Genomic DNA, 24,561 nt, shown 5'->3' on the forward strand with positions numbered 1-24,561 from the left:
GCTCGACTTGCATGTATTAGGCACGCCGCCAGCGTTCATCCTGAGCCAGGATCAAACTCTCCAATAAAGTGTTTGATATAGCTCTTAAAGTTTAAAAATAAGAAATTGATGGGATTGTAAAATCCCTGACTTACCTGGCTTTTGTTTGGTTTTCAAAGAACACTTTGTCGAATGCCGCTCGTTTTGGCGACTTTCTTAGGTTAACATCTTTGGTGTAAGGTGTCAACCTCTTTTTTGTTTGTGTTTGTTCGTGTTTGCCGCGTCGTTTCAGCGACAAGTAGTACTATACCATGATAGCAAGAAAGAGGTCAACACCTTTTCAGAAAAAAGTTTAATTCCTTTATTTATTCGTTGTATAGTGGCGGTGAAACAAATGCTTGCCTTTGGTCTGCTGGCGGATTACATCCACAATTCCCTTTTCAATAAGGTGCTCAAGCAGGATTCCAAGATCAATAGAGTAATCTGCAATTTCACGGTGTTCCATCAGTTCAGCGACTGTCCACTCGTATTGTTCTTCGAATATCGTTAATAAGTGGCCCGCGCCTAGCTTCGTTTTGGAGCTTATGGAAAATTCGCTTGCTATTAATAGAAGTTCGATCCGTTTATCAATGGATTCATTTCCGGTAATCAGTTCTTCATATAGTTTGTAGATTTGAGGCTCGATTACCTTTACTTGATTCCAAACTGTAATTTCCGGGTGGAACCCCCGTTCGATAACAGCCAGACGTGCCAGATGATGGAGAGCATGGAGTATATGGTTGAACGAATCAAGGTGCTGTCCGCTGTGAAAAAGCTCTTTTCCATCAGAAAAGCGGCGAAGCAGTTTGGCAAATTCTAGCGTAATCTTTTTGGAGCGTTCAGGAACTGGGAATTTATCAAGTCTGTCTCTCAGTTCAGTGATATATTCGTTTCGGTTAAACAGGACCTTCCCATTAATGACCCAATCGACGACTCGGCGGTTTGAGCCGAGAAGAAGCCATTCATTCAGCCGCTCTTCTGTCACAATATGTAAAGCAGCAATCTTGTCATCAAATTCATAGTGTTTGACACTCCATGGTTTCTCCCCGTGAGTGACAATTATAAATAAGATGCAGTCAAAATTATCCGTTAATGGACAAAATGGTTTGTTCTTTTCAATCAATAGAACTCCAAGTGTGTTTTCGTTACTTGCCCTTTCTTGATAAAGCGGGCGTAACAAGTCTTCCATGCCTTCAACTCCCGTTCTAATTTCGGTCTCCATACATTTCAACGCAGCCGCTGAAAATCCTTTCTTTTTTTTCAAGTCCTTGTATACTGTAATTTAGGAGGGACAACCATGATAAAATATACGAGCAAGATCAATAAAATACGTACGTTTGCTTTAAGTCTTGTTTTTATTGGAATCATTATTATGTATGCCGGCATATTTTTTAGAAGTCACTTCATACTAATGTCATTATTTATGTTAATTGGATTTCTTGCAACCCTCGCAAGTGCCGGAGTTTATTTTTGGATTGGTATGATCTCAACGAATGCTGTTCAGGTTGTATGCCCAAATTGCGGGAAAGTCACCAAAGTATTGGGCCGCGCGGATGCGTGCATGGCATGCAATCAGCCGCTTACGCTTGATAAGGATCTTGAAGGTCTTGAATTTGACGAAAAATATAATTCAAGACGCGCTATGAAAAAGACCGCAAAAAAATAAGCTGATCCAGTCAAGCTGGTTCAGCTTATTTTAATGCTTTTTAGTTTTGCAATCCGGGCAAGTTCCGTAGATCTCCATGCGGTGGTGTCCAACGTCAAACCCCGTTACGGATTCAGCCAGGGTTTCAACCTCATCAAGTCCAGGATAGTGGAAATCCACTATTTTGCCGCATCCCTCGCATATAATGTGGTAATGCTCTGTCGTTACACAATCAAAACGGCTGGAAGCATCTCCGTAGGTCAATTCTTTAACGAGACCTACTTCTTTAAATACCCTAAGGTTATTATAGACCGTCGCAACGCTCATGTTAGGAAATTTACCCTCTAAGGATTTGTATATTTCATCTGCTGTTGGATGTGTCATAGATTTTATCAAGTGTTCCAGAATCGCATGACGCTGAGGAGTAATGCGAACTCCAGATTGTTTTAGTGTATCTATTGCTTCATTTATGCGTACTTCAGACATCGTCATGCACCTCACTCTCAAAAGAAATTATTACATTATAATGTTTATAATTAGTGTATCTTGAACTGCCTGCTTTTGTCAATCCATTGGCCTGTATATGTACACTGAACCACAAAAGATCCAGGTCTTTTTTATTATCCGTTCCATTAGAGTTACATTCTTATGATTCCCCAAATGCATATAAAAAGTGCGGGAGAGATTCCCGCACATCGATTGGAAGAGTTATTACTAAATCCTATGCAAATCATGAAACGAAGTATAGTCAGACGCCTTGATGTTTATTTTCTATTTTAGATTCTCAGGATTTAAGCCTTCAAGTTCCGGAATAACAAATAGGCCGTCTTTTCTGACTAATACATCATCAAAATACAGTTCACCGCCGCCGTATTCAGGACGCTGGATGAGAACCATATCCCAGTGCACGGAAGAACGGTTTCCATTGTCCGCATCTTCATATGCCTCTCCAGGTGTAAAGTGAATACTTCCGCAAATTTTTTCATCAAAAAGGATGTCGCCCATTGGATGCTGGATCAACGGGTTAACACCGATCGCAAACTCTCCTACAAAGCGTGCCCCATCATCAGTATCAAAGATTTCATTGAGTTTCTCTGAGTTGTCAGCTGTTGCTTCTACAATTTTGCCGTTTTCAAACGTAAGACTGACATTATTGAATATCGTTCCGCGGTAAGGACACGGTGTATTATAGGTGATTGTCCCATTTACACTGTCCTTGACCGGGGCCGTAAAGACTTCCCCATCCGGGATATTGTTCTCACCTGCACATTTAACAGCCGGGATTCCTTTAATGGAAAACGACAGGTCGGTACCAGGCGATACAATTCTTACCTTGTCCGTACGCTCCATCAATTCTTTTAAAGGCTGCTGTGCCTGCTCCATCTTCTTATAATCCACATTGCAGACATCCAATAGGAAGTTCTCAAACGACTCGAAGCTCATTTTAGCTTTCTGAGCAAGTCCCTTGGTAGGGTAATTCAAAAGCACCCATTTACGTTCATTAATGATGACTTTTTGAACGGGTTTAAAGTACTCACCGCGAAGCTGGAACTTGTCGCCAGGAACTTCAGACAGCTCGGAATCATTCTCTGAACTTGCGATGGAGATATACGCATCCACCTCTTTGACTCTTTTTAAATCCCAGCCCATTGAGGTTTCCAGCTGCTCTGCTTCATAGCCTGTAATTAAGTAACGGCTGATTTCGTCATCATATATATTCACGTACGGATAAGCACTCATCGCGTAAGCTTCTTTAATGAGGGCTTTAATTAATGGCCTGGCAGTTAGAGGTGAAGTGATCAGGACACGCTCTCCTTTTTTTAATTCTACAGAGTGGTGCAGCAGCGTCCTGGCAAGAGTTACGACTCTTTCATCTAACATTGTAAACCTCCCCTATTCTATGTATCTTTAAAAAATTCCAACAATTCAATCTTATCATTAAAACCTTCATGTTGCCCATAATTAATCCGGGAGTATATACCTGGTTCATATGCTCATACTATAAGAAAAAATAAAGGGGCTTGTTACAATGAACGTGGATCGAGCAAAACAGATTATTTCTTCGCCTAGCGAAATTGAAGTGATGTATTTTGGTAAGCCAGTATGGATTGAGTCCATTAATTCATCAAGCGGAACAGCCTGGGTGCATCCCAATGAAGAACCTGATCATGACATGGAAGTGCCAGTAAGCGATCTGCTTGAGCATTAATTGCAAAAGGGCCTGCTTTCAAAAAGCAGTGCCCTTTTCTTTATTTCGTGTTTTCTTTTATATAAGCCAGAACTTCATCAATATGCTCTTTCACTTTCACTTTTCTATACTCTTTCACAACGTTTCCTTCTTTATCGAGAATGAAAGTTGAGCGCTCAATTCCCATGTACTCTTTTCCGAAGTTCTTCTTTAGTTTCCAAACTCCAAAAAGCTCTGCTGCTTCATGTTCCTCGTCTGCCAAAAGCAAGAACGGCAGGCCGTATTTATCAATAAATTTTTCGTGTCGGGCCATCGGATCTGTACTGACTCCGAGAATCACGGCATCCAAATCCTTAAATTCATCATGCTTGTCCCTGAAATCACAAGCTTGAGTCGTGCATCCAGGGGTCATATCTTTCGGGTAAAAGTACAACACCACATTTTTCCCCTGGAAATCTGATAGCTTTACATCTTCTCCATTACTTGCCGGCAATGTAAAATCCGGTGCTTTTTCTCCTGTGGTAACTGTCAAGGATATCCCTCCTGTTTAACTTCATCTATATAAAGAGGGTAACCAATTCCACGCGTTCCTACAACTTTTTTGATGCTGGTTCCCTGTCGATGACTGAAGACAGTACAAATGCAGCTGGGAGCAAGTAGCCGATCAGTGCTTCTACTATGGACAGCCATCTGCCAGCCCCCAGAGGAGTCAAGTCCCCATATCCTACAGAGAGCATCGTCATCGAGCTGAAATACATGGCATCATCAATTACATGAAAAAAATGGCGATGCCCGATCACCTCCCCGTGCTTCACGAGAACATGAATATCCATGAGAAGCAGCGAGGTATACATGAGCCCGAAACCGAGGATGATGGTGACATAAACGATAACAAGCACGAAAAGGTGGTTTAATGACATGAGCTGATGCTTCATTACCGGGTGTGAAAAAAGGGATTGAAGACTTTTATATACTATAAACCCTGATAATAAAAGCATCGCAAAATAAATCATCTTCCCCCACCGCCTCTGTTAGCAGTGTATGCCGCCCTTTGGACAAATAGGACAGGTATATAATAGGGCTGTACATTAAAAAGAACACAAAAAAGGGCTAGAAAACGATTGTTTTCTTTTTATATGGATAAGTATCTTACAGCATTTGCTGCATTGACACGCTCTTTAGAGAAATACGTTCCTGTACCTGAAATCTTGTCCGCTGTATTTTCGATCGCCGCACGGATTTGAGATGCACTTTTCCCTTGTGAAGCAAGCAATCCGGCTACACCCGCAACAAGAGGAGTCGCCATGGATGTTCCAGACAACCAAAATAAAAAGGGGCTGTCCAAGAAGTCTGTAAGCTGTTGATTTCCGTTCCAGGCTGCTCGCTTTCCGCGGGGCGTGCGGTGAGCCTTACCGGCGTGAACGCCTACTTTTTGGCGCTAGCGCCTGCGGGAGTCTCACCTGTCACGCTAGTCCCGCAGGAGTCTCGCACCTTCCACTTCAATCAACTTTTCATTGAAGATTTTCAAGCCAAAAAGGAGCTGCTGAAGGTCAATTTTCACTTTCAGGACAGCCCCTTACCAGCTAATTCCCTGCCCCACGATATTTGGTTACACCTATATTCCATAAAAAAACAGAGATAGCGAAGAAAATGACGCCGATCAGCGGTGTGATGAAGGCATAATGGTACCACTCTTCCCTGCCAAGAAAATAAGCTGCCGGATAGACTCCGACAAAAGCAAAAGGAAGAATCCACGTAAGTACATAGCGAATGATCCGATTATAAATATCTACCGGATAACGGCCGTAGTTTCCGATGTTGTACATCATCGGCATAATATCCGTTCTGCTGTCCGACCAGAAACCGATGCTCGCCAGCGTAACAAAGATTCCTGCATACACAAGGGCACCGCCTGCCACCAGAACGAGAAAAATAAATGGATCATACCAATGCAAGCTTAATCCCAGATTGTTTCCAGCATAATACATAATCGCCAGGCCTGTAACGCCTCCGAACAATGACTCAAGTTCCATCCGTTCTAAAATAATCTGAAACAGACTATGGATCGGCCGGGTCAGAATTCTGTCCATTTCCCCTTTCACGATATAGCGGTCCGTGAAATCCCAAATGTTAAAGAAAGCACCGAAAACCGCAAATGGCACAAGAAAAAAGCCATAGATAAAGACCATCTCATCTTTGCTCCAGCCTTTCAGCAGACTGGTGTGGCCGAATACCACGAGTATGAAAATAAGGTTAACAGCTTGAAAGAGCAGGTCCGAAAATATATCAACGAGCATATCTGCACGGTAGGTCAGCCTTGTTTTTAAATATTGGCCTGCATATTGAAAAAAGATAGAAAGATAGGACATTCCTCATTACCCTCCTTGCACGATGAGCTGACGTTTTGCTGTTGTCCACAGCACCTGGATCGGTATAAAGAGAACGAGGCACCACAGTGCTTGATTCATCAGCCCGTGGATAACTTCACTTCCCTGAAACCCTTCCGTAAAGATCATGCTCGGAATATAACTGATTCCCTGAAACGGCAGATAGCCCATAATACTTTGGGCCCAGCCGGGAAAGAAGCTGATTGGCAGGATTAGCCCCGAGAACAGATCGATTACGACACGCTTTGCCCGGATTAAACCATCATTATTAAATAGGAAGAAGGTTGCAATTCCTGTCAGTAAATTGATCTGAGTATTAATTATGAAGCTTAAAATAATAGATACCAGGAAATACAGCCATGTTGCCGGATGACTAGTAAACTGGATCGGAAAGATAAAATAGACGATGACCATGCCTGGTACCGAGAAAAAAAGAATCCTGAAAATACCTTCTCCCAATCCCTGCATCATCTTCATGCTAATGTAGTTATACGGCCGGATCATCTCGATGGCCACTTTTCCTTCCTTGATCTCAAGCGCTATTTCCCTGTCGATGTTATTAAAGTAGAAGGCCCTTGCCATCCAGGAGACCGCAATGTATGTAGTCATCTGGACAATAGAGAGATGCTGGATTGATGGTTTATCCCCATAGATTGCACTCCACAAAAAGTAATACGCTCCGATATTGATGCTATAGATCAAAATACCGCTGTAATAGTTTGTCCGGTAGGCCAGCATCATCAAGAAGCGGATGCGGATCATTTCTAAATATTTAGCCATTCCGGACTGCTCCTTCTTCGTAAATATTGCGAATAATTTCTTCTGTTGTAATCTCAACAATCTTTAAGTCAGCAATTCTCTTTGCAGCAACGACCCTACCGATGACCGCAGAGATCACTTCCTCATCGTTCTCCACGCTTGCTGTCCAGCTGTTCGCATTGCTGCCTTGCTCCCACACAACAAGGTGTTCCTTCGTCAATTCCTGCAGTTCATTCATAAACACATCCTCAGTGAAAAGGAATTGAATCTGCTTGCCTTCTCCCCAGTTTTCACGGAGCTGGCGAAGGGCTCCATCGTAGATGATCTTACCTTCATCGAGCATGATGACCCGTTCACATAGCGCCTCTATGTCTGACAGATCATGTGTAGTCAAAAGAATGGTCGTTCCGTATTTTTCATTAATCTCTTTTAAAAATTCACGGATCTTAAGCTTCACCAGCACGTCCAGCCCGATGGTAGGTTCATCCAGGAACAGAAGCGGCGGGTTGTGAATAAGCGCTGCCGCAAGTTCACATCTCATACGCTGTCCTAAAGACAGCTTTCGCACCGGTTTATCGAGCAGAGGTTCAATTGCCAGTGTTTGTATTACATCCGTCATGTGAGAGTTATAGAATTCATCCGGAACATTGTAGACTTTCTTCAGCAGCCGGAAGGATTCCTGAACTGCAATATCCCACCATAACTGAGATCTCTGCCCGAACACCACCCCGATGCTGCGTACAAATTTCTCCCTGTCTTTATGGGGGTTCATTCCATTAACCATTACTTGCCCTGAAGTGGGCGTCAGAATGCCTGTCAGCATTTTGATGGTCGTGGACTTACCGGCACCGTTTTCCCCGATATAACCAACCATTTCCCCTTTACGTATCTGCAGAGAGATGTCATCCACTGCTGTCTTGATGGTGTAGTTTCTCGTGAACAGATCACGAAATGCTCCCTTAAGCCCCGAACGGCTGGAATGGGATGTGAATTCTTTACGCAAATCTTTTACATCTATAATATAATCCATTGTGTTTTTCCTCCGAAAACTTTCTTCATGGTGCCAGGCACCCGTTTTTAACCAGCATGCACTAGTTTATCCTAAGTCTCCGTTTACCTCAATCTATTTAGCCTGCTTAAGCGGATCCTCTACAGCATCGCCTAAAACATGCTACAATATATGATGGATTTTAATTGTATTGTTTCATTTACCCCTTGGGGAATGTATGGACAGCAAGGAGGAAAATCAATGAATCATCAGCAGTCAGAATTATTATATAAGGAAGCACAAGAACATATTGTCGGTGGAGTGAACAGCCCTTCACGTTCCTTTAAAGCAGTAGGTGGAGGAGCACCAGTATTCATGGAAAGAGCACAAGGAGCCTACTTCTGGGATGTGGACGGAAATCGGTACATCGATTACTTGGCAGCATACGGACCCATCATTACAGGCCACGCCCATCCGCATATCACAAAAGCCATAACGAAGGCTGCGGAAAACGGCGTGTTGTACGGCACACCGACAAGCCTGGAAGTGAGGTTTGCAAAAATGCTGAAAGAGGCTATGCCTGCCATGGAAAAGGTGAGGTTTGTCAACTCAGGCACAGAAGCAGTCATGACAACGATCCGGGTAGCCCGCGCTTACACTGGACGCGACAAGATCATAAAGTTTGCAGGCTGCTATCATGGCCATTCAGATCTCGTACTTGTAGCCGCCGGTTCTGGCCCATCAACACTCGGAACACCTGATTCCGCCGGCGTTCCGAAAAGCATCGCTCAGGAAGTCATCACAGTTCCCTTCAATGATATTGATTCCTACCGTGAGGCGTTAGACCGCTGGGGTGACCAGATTGCTGCGGTTCTTGTTGAACCCATCGTCGGAAACTTCGGTATCGTTGAACCTAAAGAAGGTTTTTTGAAAGCTGTAAATGAGCTGACTCACAAGGCCGGAGCTCTCGTCATCTATGATGAAGTCATCACGGCTTTCCGCTTTATGTATGGCGGTGCACAAGATCTTCTTAACGTAAAACCGGATATGACTGCCCTTGGAAAAATCATCGGCGGAGGTCTGCCGATCGGAGCATACGGCGGCAAGAAAGAAATTATGGAAAAAGTAGCGCCTTTAGGACCCGCTTATCAGGCAGGAACAATGGCCGGAAATCCGGCTTCCATCTCTGCGGGAATCGCATGTCTTGAAGTTCTTCAAGAAGAAGGCGTATATGAAAGAATGGATGAACTAGGCAAACAGCTTGAAGAAGGTATCCTGGGGCATGCAAAGGCCTATGGTGTTCCCATTACGATCAACCGTTTAAAAGGGGCGCTTACCGTCTACTTTACGAATGAGAAAATCGTGAACTATGAACAGGCTGAAAACACCGATGGAGAGCTATTTGGAAAATACTTTAAAGCCATGCTTGCAGAAGGAATCAACCTTGCTCCCTCTAAGTATGAAGCCATGTTTTTAACCACCGCTCATACAGATCAAGACATCGCTGAAACGCTCGAAGCGGTTGAACGTTCGTTTAAGAAAATTACTTCGATGTAAATTTATGAAACAGAGTGCATAAACCACTCTGTTTTTTCACTCCAAAATGTAAGCGCTTTCTTAAATGATTGTGCTCAAAGTACCACCTCAGCCCTCCTTTTACATACATTAGTTTGAATAAAAATAATTGACTGACTATTCAAACGATGATAATATTTAACTATATTGGTCAATTGCTTTAAAACAATACACGGGTAAAGAGATAAAACCATTTCTCGCGATGTGGTTTTTTTATGTCTTATAAGGTATGAAACATAGGGGTAAGGGAGGCTTTCGTAATGAGTAAATCATGGAGTCCTGCTTTGTTTAAGGATTATCGCAAGCAGGAATTTGACAGCTGTGGAATCGTATCGGTGATTGAGAAAGAGAACATTCCGACCAAGAAAAATGTGGATGATGCTATTCATGCTTTGATCACGATGAACCATAGAGCAGGCTTTATTGAAAATGAAGGTGATGGTATCGGTATCAATATCGATATCCCCCGACTTCTTTGGAAGGAAAAGCTTACAAGCAAAGGCTTACCTTCTTCTGCTGTGGATTCTGATCATTTTATTGTCGGCCATTTTTTCATCGACAAAAAGGCGGACAGCCGCTCAGAGATGGAAGCGGTTAAACAATGGTTTGAGAAGTATCACCTTGAGCTTATACATGAAACAACAGAGGTTACAAATTCTGCGGCCTTAGGGCCCATCGCTCGCGGTGAAGAACCAGTCTTCTGGCAGGCAGCACTGCTTCCTGTTAAAAATCATGAAGAGCTGGATCGTACGCTTTATAACCTGCTGATTGATATCGAAACGTCCCCGGCAGTCCATGTCGCTTCTCTCAGCAATCACCATGCTGTCTATAAAGTCATGGGTTCAGGCGAAACACTGCCTGCCTATTATGAAGATTTAACAAACCCGCTCATCGCGTCAACCATTACTTTAGGCCACAACCGCTATTCTACCAATACATTGTCCACCTTTTTCAGAGTCCAGCCTTTCAGCGTTCTTGGACATAACGGCGAACTGAATACGATCGCCAAACTCCGTGAAGAAGCTGAAATTATTGGTATTCCGGTTACTGATGGCGGAAGCGACTCACAAGATTTAAACAGAGTCATTGAAACATTGATCCTTCGAGAAGGATTCTCCTTGTTCGAAGCGATGGACGTTCTGTTTCCTCCCATCATTCATGAAATCAAGGCCTACCCTTCTCACTTAAAGGATTTGTATACCTATTTAAGGGAAGCCTGGGGACATTTTGCTCAAGGGCCTGCAGGAATCATCTCAAGATTCGGAAACGAAGCGGTTTTTAGTGTAGATGCCCTTGGACTCCGTCCGATCTGGCAGCTCGAAACAGATACTTCCTTCTACTTCTCATCTGAACAAGGAATTCTTTCCAACAATGACTTTACAGCGGAGCCAAAAAGCTTTGCTCCCGGTGAAAAGGTTGGATTGAAACGGGAAGATGACGGCCGCCTTACTTATTACAATCACAATGATTACCAGGAGCAGGTCTTCCAAAAGATGGAGACCAGGATCTGTGTTGACGGTGCCAGGCACCGGTTAGAAACACCTTCCCTGGAGATCGGGCCTTTCCGTGCAGCTCTGAAAAAACATAACGGATGGTATGCCGCCTATGGCTGGGACAGAGAACAGATCCATCAGCTTGAACAGATGGCAGAAAAAGGAGTCGAACCTATTCAATCGCTCGGCCATGATTCTCCGCTGGCCGCTCTTCATCCTGAACGCCAAAACATTGCTGATTTTATTAAAGAAAGTGTAGCTGTTGTTACCAACCCGGCGATTGACAGAGACAGGGAAACCGAGCATTTTTCTACCCGTACCGTTCTCGGAAAACGGCCTTCCCTCTTTAAAAAAGAAAAAGAACTGAATACGATTGAACTCCTTACACCGCTGCTGGTTGAAGGGATAGATGGGAAAAACCTTTCGGAGCAATTCAACCATCCATCTTATGAGCAAGTAGCCGCCTATTTTGAAGGAAGAAATGAAAAGTATGTTCTTCATTCTGTCATGCTGGAAAGTGAGACCGTGGAAGAAGCACTTTCCCGCCTCTCTGCTGAAGCCGCAACAGCCGCAGAAAATGAAGCTGCGGTGATCATTCTGGATGACAACCAGGCACACAGAAAGCATCTTTGGCTTGATCCTCATCTGGTTCTGTCAGCAGTGGATCAAAGCCTCAGAAAGAAGTTCCTGAGACGCAGTGTTTCATTGATTCTCAGATCTGCTGCCATCCGTTCTCTGCATGATATCATCCTTATAATCGGGCTTGGCGCTGATGCAGTCAGCCCATACCTTCTGTTTGAGACCGTAACCGAGCCTGAGAACCAGCTCCCTGCGGCCAAATTATTTGAAGCATTAAACAAAGGGCTGGAGAAAGTGATTTCCACAATCGGTATCCATGAGTTAAGGGGATACGACCGCCTCTTTTCCAGCATCGGGCTGAGCAGCGAAATTGCCGAAACATTGAATATCGTAAACTTCTTTGGCTCAGAATCGCTTGGATATAATTTTGCTAAACTGAAAGAAGACAGTCTTGCAAGAAAAGAAGTATTCAGGCAAACTGACGCAAGAGCAAGCAAGAGCTTCCGCTTGTTCCCAAGAATTTGGAAATCGATCGGAGACATCGCCAGCGGTAAATCAGATTACAGAACCTATGCAGATAAATTGGAGGATCAGGAAAAAAGCAATCCTATTGCCATTCGCCATCTGACCGACCTGTCCAGTTCTGAAACACCAGTTGATCCGGCTCATGTCGATATTGGTGTAAAAGATCACAGCCTTCCTTTTGTGATCAGCTCTATGTCTTTCGGTTCACAAAACGAGACCGCATTTCGAGCCTATGCTGAAGCGGCTGATGTGCTGAATATGATCAGCGTAAACGGCGAGGGCGGCGAAATCAAAGACATGATTGGAAAATATCCGAAGACACGCGGACAGCAGATCGCTTCTGGACGCTTTGGGGTTAATATCGAACTGCTAAACTCATCCAATCTATTGGAAATCAAAATCGGTCAGGGAGCTAAACCTGGTGAAGGAGGCCATCTGCCAGGTTCGAAGGTTACCGAGAAAATCGCAGAGGCCCGAAATGCCACTGTCGGATCAGATTTAATTTCGCCTTCCAACAACCATGATATCTACTCCATCGAAGATCTGGCACAGATGATCACCGAACTAAAAACGGCCAACGACCAGGCAAAGGTATCTGTTAAAGTACCTGTCGTCCCTAACATCGGCACCATATCCGTTGGCATTGCTAAAGCGGGGGCAGACATCATTACGCTCAGCGGTTTCGATGGCGGAACCGGAGCTGCGCGGGTGCATGCTCTACAGCATGTCGGATTGCCTGCCGAGATCGGAGTAAAAGCTGCCCATACCGCACTTCTTGAAGCCGGATTGAGGCATAAAGTCGAGCTTTGGGCTGACGGAGGCATCCGCAGTGCTCTTGATGCAGTGAAAATGATGCTGCTAGGCGCAAACAGGATCGGGTTTGGCACCCTTTCCATGGTAGCCATCGGCTGTACGACCTGCCGCGGCTGCCATCTTGATACGTGCCATGTAGGAATTGCCACTCAGATTGATTCCGAGCAAAAAGCGAGAGACCATGGGCTACGACGCTTTGTTCCAAGGCAATTCGACCCCGCCGTCCAAGGTCTTGTCAGACTGTTCACTGAGTTTGGCAATGAACTGCGGCAGCTTACGGCTTCTCTTGGTTTTACATCGGCACAGGAACTTGTAGGACGATCAGATCTGTTAATGCAGAATCGGGGACTCAATCAGCTGGATCTCTCTTCCCTGCTGGAAAAATCGACTGTAGAAGAGATGATCCCATTGCCGCATGTACAGGAATCACTCCTTGCTACCGTAACAATGGCGGCCGGTGCAGAATATTTGGATGACGATGTTACCCAGCTCTCTCATTCAAGAGACTTTCAATTTGTAACGGCCGAACAGCGTGTACTCGGCAGCCGGGTTTCAGGACACAAGACCCGTTCACAGCGAACCGGAAAACAGCCGGATATCCACCTTCATTTTAAAAACGGATCTATTCCTGGAAACGGGCTTGGGGCCTATACTTCAAAAGGCATTAAAATCAAAGTAGAAGGCGGAGCACAGGACGGGCTGGCAAAAACCGCATTTGGCGGGTCCATCACCATCTTGAAATCAAAGGCGAAAAACGGACAGTATTACAATGGTTCTGTAGGTAAAGGATTTGCATACGGCGCTCAGAAAGGGCTCTTTATGATTCAGGGAAATGCAGATGCAAGAGCCGGAATCCGCCTATCCGGAGCAGATCTTGTCATCGGCGGCAAACTTGCTGCTCCGGTCATTGCAGATCGTGGAAATACCGGAGTAAACGCCAACATCAAAGGATTTGCCTTTGAATATATGACTAATGGCAGAGGGCTCGTACTCGGGGATCCAGGCCCATGGATCTGCGCCGGAATGACCGGAGGGGTCGTCTATCTTCGCCTCCAGCCCGAAATGGGTCTGACATATGAAGTATTGAGTACAAGGATTGCGAAAGGTGCCAAAGTTTCATTGGAGCCCATCGGGTTTAAGGGTGCGGAGGACATTAATGAGCTGCTGACAAAGTATTCAGCTGCGCTTGTAAAATCAGAGCAGTTTGAAGAAGCTGCTGAAATCAAGTATCTCAAGGAACATCCGCTTGAACATTTTGTGCAGGTCATTCCTGTAAAAGAACAGGCTGATCCCGATGTTTCCACGGAATAAATAGCCATAATAGTAGAAGGGGCTGTCCAAGAAGTCTGTAAGCTGTTGATTTCCGTTCCAGGCTCCTCGCTTTCCGCGGGGCGTGCGGTGAGCCTTACCGGCGTGAACGCCTACTTTTTGGTGCTAGNNAGTCTCACCTGTCACGCTAGTCCCGCAGGACAAGGAAGGCTCCGGCAGCTTTTTATCGCACGAAGAAAATGTGAAGTTCATTTTCGAGGAGTCTCGCATCTTCCACTTCAATTAACTTTTCATTGAAGATTTTTCAAGCCAAAAAGGGGCTGCCTGAAGGTCAATTTTCGACTTTCTGGACAGCCCCTTTTAATTCATATTTTTGTTATAAATGAATACTTGATTATTAGTGGGAATCATTGTATAGTTGTCAAGATTATTATCTTACTTATAGAAGGGAACACCAATTCAAGATGAAACTTGGAGCCCGAATGATAAAAACGGGATTAGCCATCACCATGGCCATTTATTTAGCCATGTTTTTCAACCTGAGTACACCTGTCTTTGCTGCAATCGCAGCAACATTTGCCATTCAGCCATCGATCTACAGGTCCTATCAAACCATTATTGAGCAGGCTCAGGGTAATATAATCGGAGCATTCTTTGCCATCGTCTCGGTCCTTTTGCTGGGCAACAGCCCGTTTGTCATCGGATTTGTAGTCGTTATTGTCATCGCTGTAAACTTAAAGATGAAGAATGAAAAGACCATTCCCCTTGCCATCGTGACGGTTATTGTCATTATGGAAAGTCAGACACCTAATTTTATATCGTTTGCGATGGGCCGTTTTCTATTGATCATGCTGGGTGTCGTATCAGCTTTTCTTGTCAATCTGATTTTTATGCCGCCAAAATATGAAACAAAACTTTACTTCAGTATCTCTAATCTGACAGACGACATCATCAAATGGATCCGTATGATTATCCGGCATGCCTCTGATTATTCTGCCATCAAGGATGACATAGGGACAATGAAAGAAAACAGCTTTAAAATGGATCAGCTCTATCTTTTATACAAAGAAGACCGCACTTATTTTAAAAACAATCAATTTACCAAAGGCCGTAAGCTTGTACTCTACCGGCAGATGATTTTTACGACTAAAAAATCTCTCGAACTGCTAAGAAGTCTTCACCGCCATGAGAATGAAATGCTCTGCATGCCTGAAGATCTTCAACATCTGATCACGGAACAGCTTGACTGTCTGACCAATTACCATGAACAGATCCTTTTGAAATACACTGATAAAATCCGTTCACAGCATTCTGTTGGCATGCTTGATGAGCTATGTGAGAATAAAAGTTCTTTAATGCAGTCGTTCATGAGTTATTATACGACTCCCCATAATGATCAATGGATGCAGCTGTTTCCTGTTTTCGCCTTAATAATCGATTACAGTGATCAATTGGAGCATTTGAACCGGCTCGTTGAGAGCTTCAAAAACCATCACACCGATGACAATGAGCTAACGATTAAAGAACAGAAAATAGATTAGAATATTAGTCCGTAAAAGAAGCCTGACATTTTCATGTCAGGCTTCCTCTATTAGTTTTTCATTCTTGGATCAAGCGCGTCACGAAGGCCGTCACCCATCAGGTTAAAGCCCAAAACCGTAAGCATGATCGCTATACCCGGGAAGATAACGGTCCACGGCGCCTGGATGATAAAGTCCCTGGAATCCGCGAGCATTTTTCCCCACTCAGGAGTTGGAGGCTGTGCCCCAAGTCCTAAAAACCCTAAGGCAGCTGCCTCAATGATAGCTGTTGCGATGGCCAAGGTCCCTTGCACAATGATAGGCGCCATGCTGTTTGGAAGCACATGGTGTATCAAAATTCTGGAATCCCTCATACCAATCGCCTTAGCCGCTGTGATATACTCTTCTTCTTTTACACTCAGAACCCTCGACCGTACAAGACGTCCAAATATCGGCACATTAATGATGGCAATAGCGATAAGCGCATTTCTTAAAGATGGCCCCAATACAGAAACGACCGCAATAGCGAGAAGAATACTCGGAAACGCCAGCAGGATATCAAAGATCCTTGAAATGATTCCATCAATGAATTTTCCATAATAGCCTGCGATGATTCCAAGGGCCGATCCTACAATGACTGATCCGGCTACAGAGACGAAGCCCACCCATAATGAAATCCTTGCCCCGTATAAAACTCTGCTGAAGATATCCCGTCCGAATTCATCTGTTCCAAACCAATGCTCTCCCGAAGGCGCCAGATGCTTGTCCGCTAGATGCTGATCCGAAAAGCTATAAGGCGCCAAAACAGGAGCCAGAATAGCGATTAAAATAAAGAAAATAACAATTCCCAGTCCGACCATCGCTAATTTATTCTTCTTGAATGAACGCCACGCATCCTTCCAGGGAGAGATGACTTTGTCGTCACCTTGTTCCACTTTCGGCGGGTTTGTTAACGGTGGTGTTGTTCTTGCTAATTCAGCCATAATAAACTCCCCCTATCAGTATTTGATGCGCGGATCAATGGCCGCATACAAAATATCAACAAACAGATTGATGAGTACAAACAGTGTGGCCACTACCAGAATTCCAGATTGGATGACGGGATAATCACGCGACTGAATGGCTTCATAAATATATGTGCCAACCCCTGGCCATCCAAAGATGGTCTCTGTCAGAATGGCACCGCCGAGAAGCAATCCTGTCTGCAGACCGATTACCGTGACTACAGGAATCATGGCATTTTTCAATGAATGCTTGTACACTACCCAGAACATCTTTAACCCTTTTGCCTTTGCTGTGCGGATATAATCCGATCGCATAACTTCAAGCATGCTTGATCTTGTCATCCTTGCGATGATTGCCATTGGAATCGTGCCAAGTGCAATTCCCGGAAGGATTAAATGCTTAACGACTTCAATAAACTGATCAAATCTGCCCTCCAGTAATGTGTCAAGCAAATACAGATGTGTGATGGCCTCTACCGGCATCCTGATATTGTCCCTGCCTGTTGTCGGCAGCAAGTCCCATTTGATGGAAACAAAATATTGTTCCATCAATCCTAGCCAGAAAATAGGCATGGATACTCCGATCAATGCAATAAGCATAACCCCATAATCGAACCAGGAATTTTGGAACCAGGCAGAGATAATGCCTGCATTGACTCCGACGACCACTGCAATCAGAATTGCGACCAGTGAAAGTTCGATTGTAGCGGCAAGATACGGCCAGAGCTCCTCGCTGATCGGTGTTCTTGATTTCAGCGACATTCCAAGATCACCTTGAAAAAGACCGGTTAAATAATGAACAAACTGGGAGTACCATGGCTGATCCAGTCCCAATTGCTTTGTTAATGTTGCGATAGCCTGCTTTGAAGCCTGCTGGCCAAGGATCAATTGAGCAGGATTCCCCGGAATTGCCCTTATCATCATAAATACAATAAACGTCATCCCGAGAAGCACCGGGATAAGCAAACCAATCCTTCTAATGGTATAAGAAAACATGTCCACACCTCATTTACGCGTAGTTGTCGTTATAGCACCCTGATGTTTTTCTCCAAAACAAAAGGGGAGCATGCAAGATACTCCCCAATTTCTTCATTACTTCATGGAAACATCAACAAATGACTGAGACCCTTTTGGATGCGGGTAGAATCCTTTAATTGAACTCGTACCTGCAAGCTGTGGCTTAGCATGCACTAGAGGTACCCATGGAGCATCTTCATGGATGATCTCCTGTGCTTTTTTGTAAAGCTCTTCACGTTTTCCTTCATCTGCCGTGGATTGCGCTTCAATCAATAGCTTATGAACTGGCTCACTCTTATAGCGTGAATAGTTGTTAGAATCGATCGTGTCTTTATCAAGAAGAGCGTATAGGAAGTTATCTGCGTCTCCGTTATCCCCTGTCCATCCAATCAAGAAGGCAGGTGCCTCACCTTTACGGAGTTTTTCAAGGTAGGTACCCCACTCAAATGTAACGATGTTTGCTTTAATTCCAACCTTGGCAAGGTTTGCCTGGATCGCTTCAGCAATCTTTTGTCCGTTTGGCATATAAGGACGTGATACCGGCATCGCCCAAAGGTCCATTTTGAAGCCTTTTTCGTATCCAGCTTTTTTCAAAAGTTCTTTTGCTTTTGCTTCGTCATATCCATAATCCTGGATATCCTTGTTTTGTCCTGCAATGGAAGAAGGAAGCGGCGTAGCAGCCGGTTCAGCTGTTCCGTTGTAGAAGTTTTTGATCAGTTCGTCTTTGTTTACTAAGTGGCTGATCGCCTGGCGGACTTCTTTTTTGTTAAACGGAGCTTTTTCAACATTGAAGCCAAAGTAAGCAACGTTCATAGAAGGACGCTCAAAAATTTGAAGCTTGTTATCTGCTTTGATCTTATCAATATCACTCGGGTTTACTCCGTCAATCAAGTCAACTTCGCCTTTTGTAAGAGCATTTAAGCGTGAAGAGTTATCTTTGATGACTTTGAAGGTTACCCCATCAAGTTTTGGAAGCCCTTTTTTCCAATATTTATCGTTTTTCACAACTGAAATGGTATCCCCGCGTTTCCACTCTTTAAACTTGAACGGTCCTGTTCCTACAGGATGCTCGCCATATTTGTCGCCATATTTGTCAATCGCAGCCGGGCTGGAAATGGCAAACGGGCTCATCGCAAGGTTTTTAAGGAATGGAGCTTGTGGGCGTTTCAATGTAAATTCAACTGTAGTGTCATCAATAGCTTTAACTTCTTTAATGACGTGGCCAGGATCCTTTTTATATCCACCGAACATGGATGCGTAATAAGGGAATTTAGCAGCATCACCGTTCATCCAGCGGTCAAAGTTCTTAACAACCGCATCAGCGTTGAAGTCAGTTCCATCCTGGAACTTAACGCCTTTTTCCAACGTAAATGTGTACTTCTTTCCGCCATCTTCAATCTTCCAGCTCTTCGCAAGTTCAGGAACAACATCTGTATTTTCTTTTTTGTATCCAGTTAGTGTTTCCATCACTTGCTCAGTAACGATGAAAGATTCACCGTCTGTTTCATGAGCAGGATCCAGTCCTACTGCATCACCGCCGCGTCCGTAGATCATGACGCCGCCACCGCTGGAACTTCCTTTTCCGCCGGTGCTTTCGCTTGAGGATTTACAGCCAGCCAGTCCTAAAGACAGGACCAGGATTAATGCAAGAGCTGTCAATATACTTCTCTTCATCTTCTTTCCCCCATTTTTATATAGATTTTTGCCTCTATTTATGTGTACGAGCTGCCATCAATAAAGATGACAGGCAACGTAGTGGCCCTTCTCAGCTTCCTTAAATACCGGACGCTCTGCAGCGCATACATCCATCGCTTGAGGACATCGCGTATGGAACGCACATCCTTTTGGAGGGTTGGACGGGCTTGGGACATCACCTTTTAAAATGATGCGCTCCTTTTTTACTTCAAAATCGGGAATAGGTACTGCAGAAAGCAAGGCCTGTGTATAAGGATGCATAGGATTGTCATAAAGCTGTTCGCTGTCTGACAGTTCTACGATCCTGCCGAGATACATGACACCGACTCTGTCGCTAATGTGTCGTACGACTCCAAGATCATGGGCAATAAAAAGGTAAGTAAGCCCGAATTCTTCCTGCAAGTCTTGCAAAAGGTTCAGTACTTGCGATTGGATGGATACATCCAGCGCCGAGACAGGTTCATCCGCGATGATCAGTTTAGGGTTAACAGCCAGTGCACGGGCGATGCCGATTCTTTGCCTCTGCCCACCGCTGAACTGATGGGGATAGCGTTTCGCATGATAACTGCTTAATCCTACGACTTCAAGCAGCTCCTTCACCCTTCTCTTGCGTTCTTTTGCGTCCTTTACTCCGTGAACGATCAGCGGTTCTTCCAGTATTTTTTCAACGGTATGCCTCGGATTAAGTGAAGCAAAGGGATCCTGAAAAACCATTTGCATCTCTCTTCGCATCTTGCGCATCGCGTTCGAAGAAAGCGCAGTCACATCTTGCCCTTCAAAATAGATCTTGCCGTCACTCGGTTCGAGAAGCCTGAGCAGCATGCGTCCGGTCGTAGATTTCCCGCATCCGCTCTCACCGACAAGTCCCAGAGTTTCACCTTTTTGAATGGTAAAGGATACACCGTCCACCGCTTTTACTTCTCCGACTGTTTTCCCAAGCACTCCGCCTTTAATCGGAAAGTGCTTTTTTAAGTTCTCAACTTTAACTAATGGTTCGGTCAACGATGTCTACCCCTTTCTGATCCTCATACAGCCAGCATCTTACTTTTTGGCCGCCTTCAAGGGTTTCAAGCGCTGGTGTTTCGCTCTGGCAGCGCTCATAGGCATGGGCGCATCTCGGAGCAAACTGGCACCCCGCTTTCACAGATCCGGGTTTTGGAACATTTCCTGGTATGGAATAAAGACGTTCTTTTTTATCCCTCATATCAGGAACAGATTGAATCAGGCCAACCGTATATGGATGTTTCGGACTAGTGAAAATCGTTTTTACATCTGCCTCTTCAACGACTCTACCTGCATACATAACGACAACGCGCTGGCACATTTCAGCTACTACGCCCAAATCATGGGTGATCATCATGATGGCTGTGTCGGTCTCATCGTTCAATTTTTTCATAAGCTCAAGAATCTGAGCCTGAATTGTCACGTCTAGCGCGGTGGTCGGTTCGTCTGCGATCAACAGTTTCGGAGAACAGATCATGGCCATTGCGATCATGACACGCTGGCGCATTCCCCCTGACAGCTGGTGGGGAAAGTCCTTCATCAGTTCTTCCGCCCGTGGAAGCCCAACCATTTTAAGCATTTCAACGGCATGTGCCTTTGCCTTCTTTTTTGGCCATTTCTTATGTATTTGCAAAGCCTCGATCAGCTGGCTGCCGATAGTAAACACCGGATTTAGACTGGTCATCGGCTCCTGAAAAATCATTGCTATCTCATTCCCGCGAATCTGGCGCATCCTTTTCTCAGATGCTGAAGTAAGATTTTCCCCTTTAAACAAAATATCTCCTTCAACTTTCCCCGCAGGTGTTGGAACGAGTCCCATGACTGATAATGAAGTAACACTTTTGCCGCATCCCGATTCTCCTACAATTCCAAGTACTTCACCGGAATTGATTTGGAAATCGATGTGATTGACAACCGAAACTTCCCCATCATCTGTCTGAAAAGAAGTCCTTAATCCTTTTACTTCCAAGACTGGACTGCTCACTATCCCACCCCTTTCTTCATGATGACATTTACTTACAGCGTGAACAATTTGTAGGACACTCTATTGAAATTATGACACTAGTCTAATAATTTGACAATATTAAAATTTCTAAAAATTTTTAATAATCTTGTCGTTTGTTAGGAAACCCGGGTCTTTTCTAACACAAAAAAAGAACAGAAGCCTATGGCTGCCCCGTTCTTTTTTCTTATGGCATGTTATGAAATTACAACTTTCTGCCCATCAATTACCAATTCAATCGCCAAGCTGCTGAACCGTAAACAGGTTATAGTACACTCCTCTTTTTTTCATTAACTCATAATGGGTCCCGCTTTCAGCAATCTCACCGTTATCGACAACTACTATACGGTCTGCGTGAGTGATGGTTGCTAGGCGGTGTGCAACGATAAAGGTCGTACGGTCTTTTGCAAGCTTTTCAAGCGATTCTTGAATGAGGTGCTCGCTTTCCAAATCAAGGGCGGAAGTCGCTTCATCAAGGATTAAAATCGGCGGATTCTTCAGGAAGACCCTGGCGATGGCAACCCGCTGTTTTTGCCCTCCTGAAAGTTTGACTCCCCGTTCACCAATTTTCGTATCATATCCTTGTGGCAGATTTATAATGAACTCATGCGCATTTGCTGCTTTTGCAGCTGCAGCAACTTCCTCATCAGATGCTTCTGGATTTCCCATGAGGATATTGGCCTTAACCGATTCACTGAACAAAATGTTATCTTGAAGGACCATGCCAATCTTATCCCTGAGCGAACGCACTTTGAAACTCCGGATATCTTCCCCATCGAGCAGGATGCTGCCCTTCGACACGTCATAAAACCTGGGGATAAGGCTGACAAGCGAGGATTTCCCGCCACCGCTCATCCCTACGAGGGCGATCGTCTGCCCTTGTTCTACTCTAAGATCGATTCCTTTTAGAACGTGCGGTTCACCCTCATTGTACCGGAAATACACTTCGTTAAACGACAGCTCTCCTTTTACATCCGTAAGTTCCTTGGCTTTCGGCTGATCTTTAATATCATATTCCTCATCCATAAATTCGAAGACCCTGTCCATGGACGCGAGTGACTGTGTAAGGGTTGTCGATGAATTAACCAGCCTTCTGAGCGGATTATACAGCCTGTCCATATAGCCGGCAAATGCGACCACTTCTCCGACAGATATATGGCCTCCTATCGCCCTATATGCCGCAAAACCGATAACTAGAAGCGGTGCTATATCTGTAATCGTATTTACAACCGCAAACGTTTTGGCGTTCCAGGTTGTCTGATCCATCGCTTTGTTCAGAAAATGGGAGTTTCTTTTATCAAACTGAACTTGCTCATAATCCTCAAGAGCAAAGCTTCTGATGACTGACATCCCCTGGACTCGTTCATGCAGATGCCCCTGCACTTCCGCGAGCGCCTGCGAACGCTGTTTCGTCAGACCTCTTAGCCTTGTATAAAAATATTTAACGGAGAGGCCGTAAAACGGCAGCATCGCCAATGCGACAACCGTCAGCCATCCATCCATCGTTGCCATGATCACAATCGCAATCACAATCGTAAACATATCAAGCCAGACATTCATTAAGCCCGTGATGACAAAATCCTTCGTTTGCTCAACGTCATTGATTACCCTCGATATGATTTCACCCGACTTGTTATTGGAATAAAAACGTAAGGAGAGCCGCTGAATATGTCCATAAAGCTTATCCCTGATATCATATAGGATTTTGCTTCCGACCCATTGTGCGTAATACTGCCGATAATATTCGATTGGCGGACGAAGCACACCGAAAATAAAGAAGGAACCTCCCATCAGCCAAAGCAGCTTGCTGAGTCTATCACTGCTCGTCAAACCATGTCCATTTATAATCGTATCGACCACATATTTTAAAATAAGCGGGATGAGCAATGGAATACCAAACTTTAATATCCCAATTACAATGGTCCATCCAATTTGTTTTTTGTAGGGCTTTACAAAGCCCAAATACCTTCTGATACTATCCAAAATTACACCTTCTTATATGAAATGCTGAAGCAGGCGTTTAGAGCCGATAGACGTGCTCGCGTGAGAACGAAGCGGCCGAGAGGGACGAAAATTGCCCCTTTTTTCGTCCAATCTGCCTGCTGAAGCTGGATCAAGAAATGCTGAAGTGACCTTTTAAAAGCTTAAAACGCCTCTTTAAGGGATCGATATACGGCTTCCCCGCGCAGGCGTTTTTTACGATTACTATTATTATTGTCAGAAAAACCTGTTGAACGCTGGATTCAACAGGTTTTTTCTTATCTAAACTCCAAATACCTTTCGTACCATTGCTCTATAAAGCCTGGTTCGAATGGGCCTTTTCTCTGATTGATCATGGAAATTAATTCATTTAAATTCTTTTTAATAATGTAATCGAGTTCATGGGGATATTTCATCATTTGCCTGTGCAAGCTGTATTCATCTTCATCTAATAGAATATAGGACATGTCGGGAAAAACCTTAATATCCAGGTCATAATCGATATATTTAAGTGCCTCATTATCCCATATATAGGGTGTCCCCAGGTTACAATAATAATAAAAACCGTCCTGCCGGATCATGCCGATTACATTAAACCATTGCTTGGAATTGAAATAGCAGATCGCCGGCTCTCTCGTCCGCCACTGCCTGCCATCTGATTCCGTTACAAGAATACGATCATTTCCTGCTATAACTACAGACGAACTCCCCTTGAGGATAACCGTATCTTCCCAGGTGCGATGGAGTGATCCGTTATGTTTATAGCTTTGTATATCAATAATACTTCCGGGTGTGGGAAAACTCATATGCCTCTCCTTTCCTTCGCATTTCCGGAAGCCAATGGGTTACCAGGTATGTGCGAACTCCTTTCCAATTTAAATTAGAACATTTAGGTAATTCACCAGCTTCGTTGTACAAATTCGTTCATTGTATCGTCTCATCACTATTCTAGCCCTGCCCGGCCTTCATCATCCCCAAGAAACAGTTACTTTACGTTATTTTCTCTCCTATAGTATATCGTTTTAAGAATAGTTTGGAAATGATAGTTACCCTGTTTATTGAAAAAAAGCTCGCCCATTTTTTCATTTTCCATAGTCATTG

Annotated in this window: 21 protein-coding genes, 1 rRNA gene and 1 pseudogene; 6 read left to right on the top strand and 17 right to left on the bottom strand. The window is 44.3% G+C overall.

The annotated features are described in order from the left end of the window. Both AR335_RS18050 and AR335_RS18055 read right to left on the bottom strand, forming a co-directional pair. A 16S ribosomal RNA gene (locus tag AR335_RS18050) occupies positions 1–67 on the bottom strand; the annotation flags it as partial. Between the two features lie 273 nt (positions 68–340). Next, positions 341–1,207 carry a nucleotidyltransferase-like protein gene (locus AR335_RS18055; protein ID WP_062238504.1) on the bottom strand — a complete coding sequence of 289 codons (867 nt, stop codon included), beginning with the start codon at positions 1,205–1,207 and terminating at the stop codon, positions 341–343. Between the two features lie 108 nt (positions 1,208–1,315). Between AR335_RS18055 and AR335_RS18060 the strand changes: the two genes are divergently transcribed. Continuing rightward, positions 1,316–1,684, top strand: coding sequence for a YgzB family protein (locus AR335_RS18060; RefSeq protein WP_053355640.1), 369 nt, complete (start codon positions 1,316–1,318; stop codon positions 1,682–1,684). 30 nt (positions 1,685–1,714) lie between these two features. Here the strand turns inward: AR335_RS18060 and perR are convergent, their stop codons facing one another. Together perR and AR335_RS18070 are read right to left on the bottom strand one after the other, a co-directional pair. Beyond that, entirely contained in the window at positions 1,715–2,149 is a 435-nt protein-coding gene (perR, locus tag AR335_RS18065) for a peroxide-responsive transcriptional repressor PerR (protein WP_062238506.1), read from the bottom strand. 285 nt (positions 2,150–2,434) lie between these two features. Then, on the bottom strand, positions 2,435–3,544 hold the full coding sequence (locus AR335_RS18070) for an aminopeptidase (RefSeq protein ID WP_062238508.1): 1,110 nt from the start codon (positions 3,542–3,544) through the stop codon (positions 2,435–2,437). 148 nt (positions 3,545–3,692) lie between these two features. Here AR335_RS18070 and AR335_RS18075 point away from each other — a divergent pair, with 148 nt between their 5' ends. Then, positions 3,693–3,872: an H-type small acid-soluble spore protein gene (locus tag AR335_RS18075; RefSeq protein WP_053355643.1), complete on the top strand. Its 180-nt coding sequence runs from the start codon at positions 3,693–3,695 to the stop codon at positions 3,870–3,872. A 40-nt stretch (positions 3,873–3,912) separates the two neighbouring features. Here AR335_RS18075 and bcp read toward each other — a convergent pair whose 3' ends face one another. The 3 genes and pseudogenes from bcp to AR335_RS23300 form a co-directional block, all read right to left on the bottom strand. Continuing rightward, entirely contained in the window at positions 3,913–4,383 is a 471-nt protein-coding gene (gene bcp, locus AR335_RS18080) for a thioredoxin-dependent thiol peroxidase (RefSeq protein WP_062238509.1), read from the bottom strand. A gap of 58 nt (positions 4,384–4,441) precedes the next feature. Then, positions 4,442–4,864 carry a potassium channel family protein gene (locus AR335_RS18085; protein ID WP_062238512.1) on the bottom strand — a complete coding sequence of 141 codons (423 nt, stop codon included), beginning with the start codon at positions 4,862–4,864 and terminating at the stop codon, positions 4,442–4,444. Between the two features lie 119 nt (positions 4,865–4,983). After that, positions 4,984–5,172, bottom strand: a pseudogene (locus tag AR335_RS23300) (S8 family serine peptidase); the annotation flags it as partial. 39 nt (positions 5,173–5,211) lie between these two features. On the opposite strand from AR335_RS23300, the gene AR335_RS24385 reads away from it, so the two are divergent. Then, positions 5,212–5,493: a hypothetical protein gene (locus AR335_RS24385; RefSeq protein ID WP_156419081.1), complete on the top strand. Its 282-nt coding sequence runs from the start codon at positions 5,212–5,214 to the stop codon at positions 5,491–5,493. Here AR335_RS24385 and AR335_RS18090 read toward each other — a convergent pair. From AR335_RS18090 to AR335_RS18100, 3 genes are read right to left on the bottom strand one after another with little or no spacing between them, the layout of a single operon-like run. Continuing rightward, a complete protein-coding gene (locus AR335_RS18090; protein ID WP_053355646.1) occupies positions 5,435–6,220 on the bottom strand; it encodes an ABC transporter permease in 786 nt (261 codons plus the stop codon). The two genes, AR335_RS24385 and AR335_RS18090, sit on opposite strands and share 59 nt — an antisense overlap. 6 nt (positions 6,221–6,226) lie before the next feature. Then, a complete protein-coding gene (locus AR335_RS18095) occupies positions 6,227–7,018 on the bottom strand; it encodes an ABC transporter permease (RefSeq protein ID WP_053355647.1) in 792 nt (263 codons plus the stop codon). Next, positions 7,011–8,027 (bottom strand): ABC transporter ATP-binding protein, encoded by a 1,017-nt coding sequence (locus tag AR335_RS18100; protein WP_062238514.1) that lies wholly within the window; start codon positions 8,025–8,027, stop codon positions 7,011–7,013. The genes AR335_RS18095 and AR335_RS18100 overlap by 8 nt, the downstream gene beginning before the upstream one ends. 219 nt (positions 8,028–8,246) lie before the next feature. Between AR335_RS18100 and AR335_RS18105 the strand changes: the two genes are divergently transcribed. The 3 genes from AR335_RS18105 to AR335_RS18115 all read left to right on the top strand — a co-directional run bounded on the left by AR335_RS18105 (position 8,247) and on the right by AR335_RS18115 (position 15,780). Then, positions 8,247–9,542, top strand: a complete 1,296-nt coding sequence (locus AR335_RS18105) for a glutamate-1-semialdehyde 2,1-aminomutase (RefSeq protein WP_062238516.1) — start codon at positions 8,247–8,249, stop codon at positions 9,540–9,542. Positions 9,543–9,820: 278 nt separating this feature from the next. Beyond that, on the top strand, positions 9,821–14,281 hold the full coding sequence (locus AR335_RS18110) for a glutamate synthase-related protein (RefSeq protein ID WP_062238518.1): 4,461 nt from the start codon (positions 9,821–9,823) through the stop codon (positions 14,279–14,281). Between the two features lie 422 nt (positions 14,282–14,703). Further along, on the top strand, positions 14,704–15,780 hold the full coding sequence (locus AR335_RS18115) for an FUSC family protein (RefSeq protein WP_062238520.1): 1,077 nt from the start codon (positions 14,704–14,706) through the stop codon (positions 15,778–15,780). A 50-nt stretch (positions 15,781–15,830) separates the two neighbouring features. On the opposite strand, the gene AR335_RS18120 is transcribed toward AR335_RS18115, so the two are convergent. The 7 genes from AR335_RS18120 to ntdP all read right to left on the bottom strand — a co-directional run bounded on the left by AR335_RS18120 (position 15,831) and on the right by ntdP (position 24,266). Then, positions 15,831–16,742 (bottom strand): ABC transporter permease, encoded by a 912-nt coding sequence (locus tag AR335_RS18120; RefSeq protein WP_062238522.1) that lies wholly within the window; start codon positions 16,740–16,742, stop codon positions 15,831–15,833. 15 nt (positions 16,743–16,757) lie between these two features. Continuing rightward, positions 16,758–17,759 carry an ABC transporter permease gene (locus AR335_RS18125; protein ID WP_062238524.1) on the bottom strand — a complete coding sequence of 334 codons (1,002 nt, stop codon included), beginning with the start codon at positions 17,757–17,759 and terminating at the stop codon, positions 16,758–16,760. A gap of 96 nt (positions 17,760–17,855) precedes the next feature. Continuing rightward, entirely contained in the window at positions 17,856–19,454 is a 1,599-nt protein-coding gene (locus AR335_RS18130) for an ABC transporter substrate-binding protein (RefSeq protein WP_062238527.1), read from the bottom strand. A gap of 57 nt (positions 19,455–19,511) precedes the next feature. Next, positions 19,512–20,477, bottom strand: coding sequence for an ABC transporter ATP-binding protein (locus AR335_RS18135; protein WP_062238529.1), 966 nt, complete (start codon positions 20,475–20,477; stop codon positions 19,512–19,514). Beyond that, a complete protein-coding gene (locus tag AR335_RS18140) occupies positions 20,458–21,465 on the bottom strand; it encodes an ABC transporter ATP-binding protein (RefSeq protein WP_369795860.1) in 1,008 nt (335 codons plus the stop codon). The genes AR335_RS18135 and AR335_RS18140 overlap by 20 nt, the downstream gene beginning before the upstream one ends. A gap of 249 nt (positions 21,466–21,714) precedes the next feature. Then, complete coding sequence (locus AR335_RS18145) at positions 21,715–23,463, bottom strand: ABC transporter ATP-binding protein (protein ID WP_062238533.1); 1,749 nt, start codon at positions 23,461–23,463, stop codon at positions 21,715–21,717. 275 nt (positions 23,464–23,738) lie between these two features. Then, complete coding sequence (gene ntdP, locus AR335_RS18150; protein ID WP_053355658.1) at positions 23,739–24,266, bottom strand: nucleoside tri-diphosphate phosphatase; 528 nt, start codon at positions 24,264–24,266, stop codon at positions 23,739–23,741. Positions 24,267–24,561 lie beyond the last annotated feature (295 nt).

The organism is Fictibacillus sp. FJAT-27399, from assembly GCF_001510655.1.
Lineage (GTDB): Bacteria > Bacillota > Bacilli > Bacillales > Fictibacillaceae > Fictibacillus_C > Fictibacillus_C marinisediminis.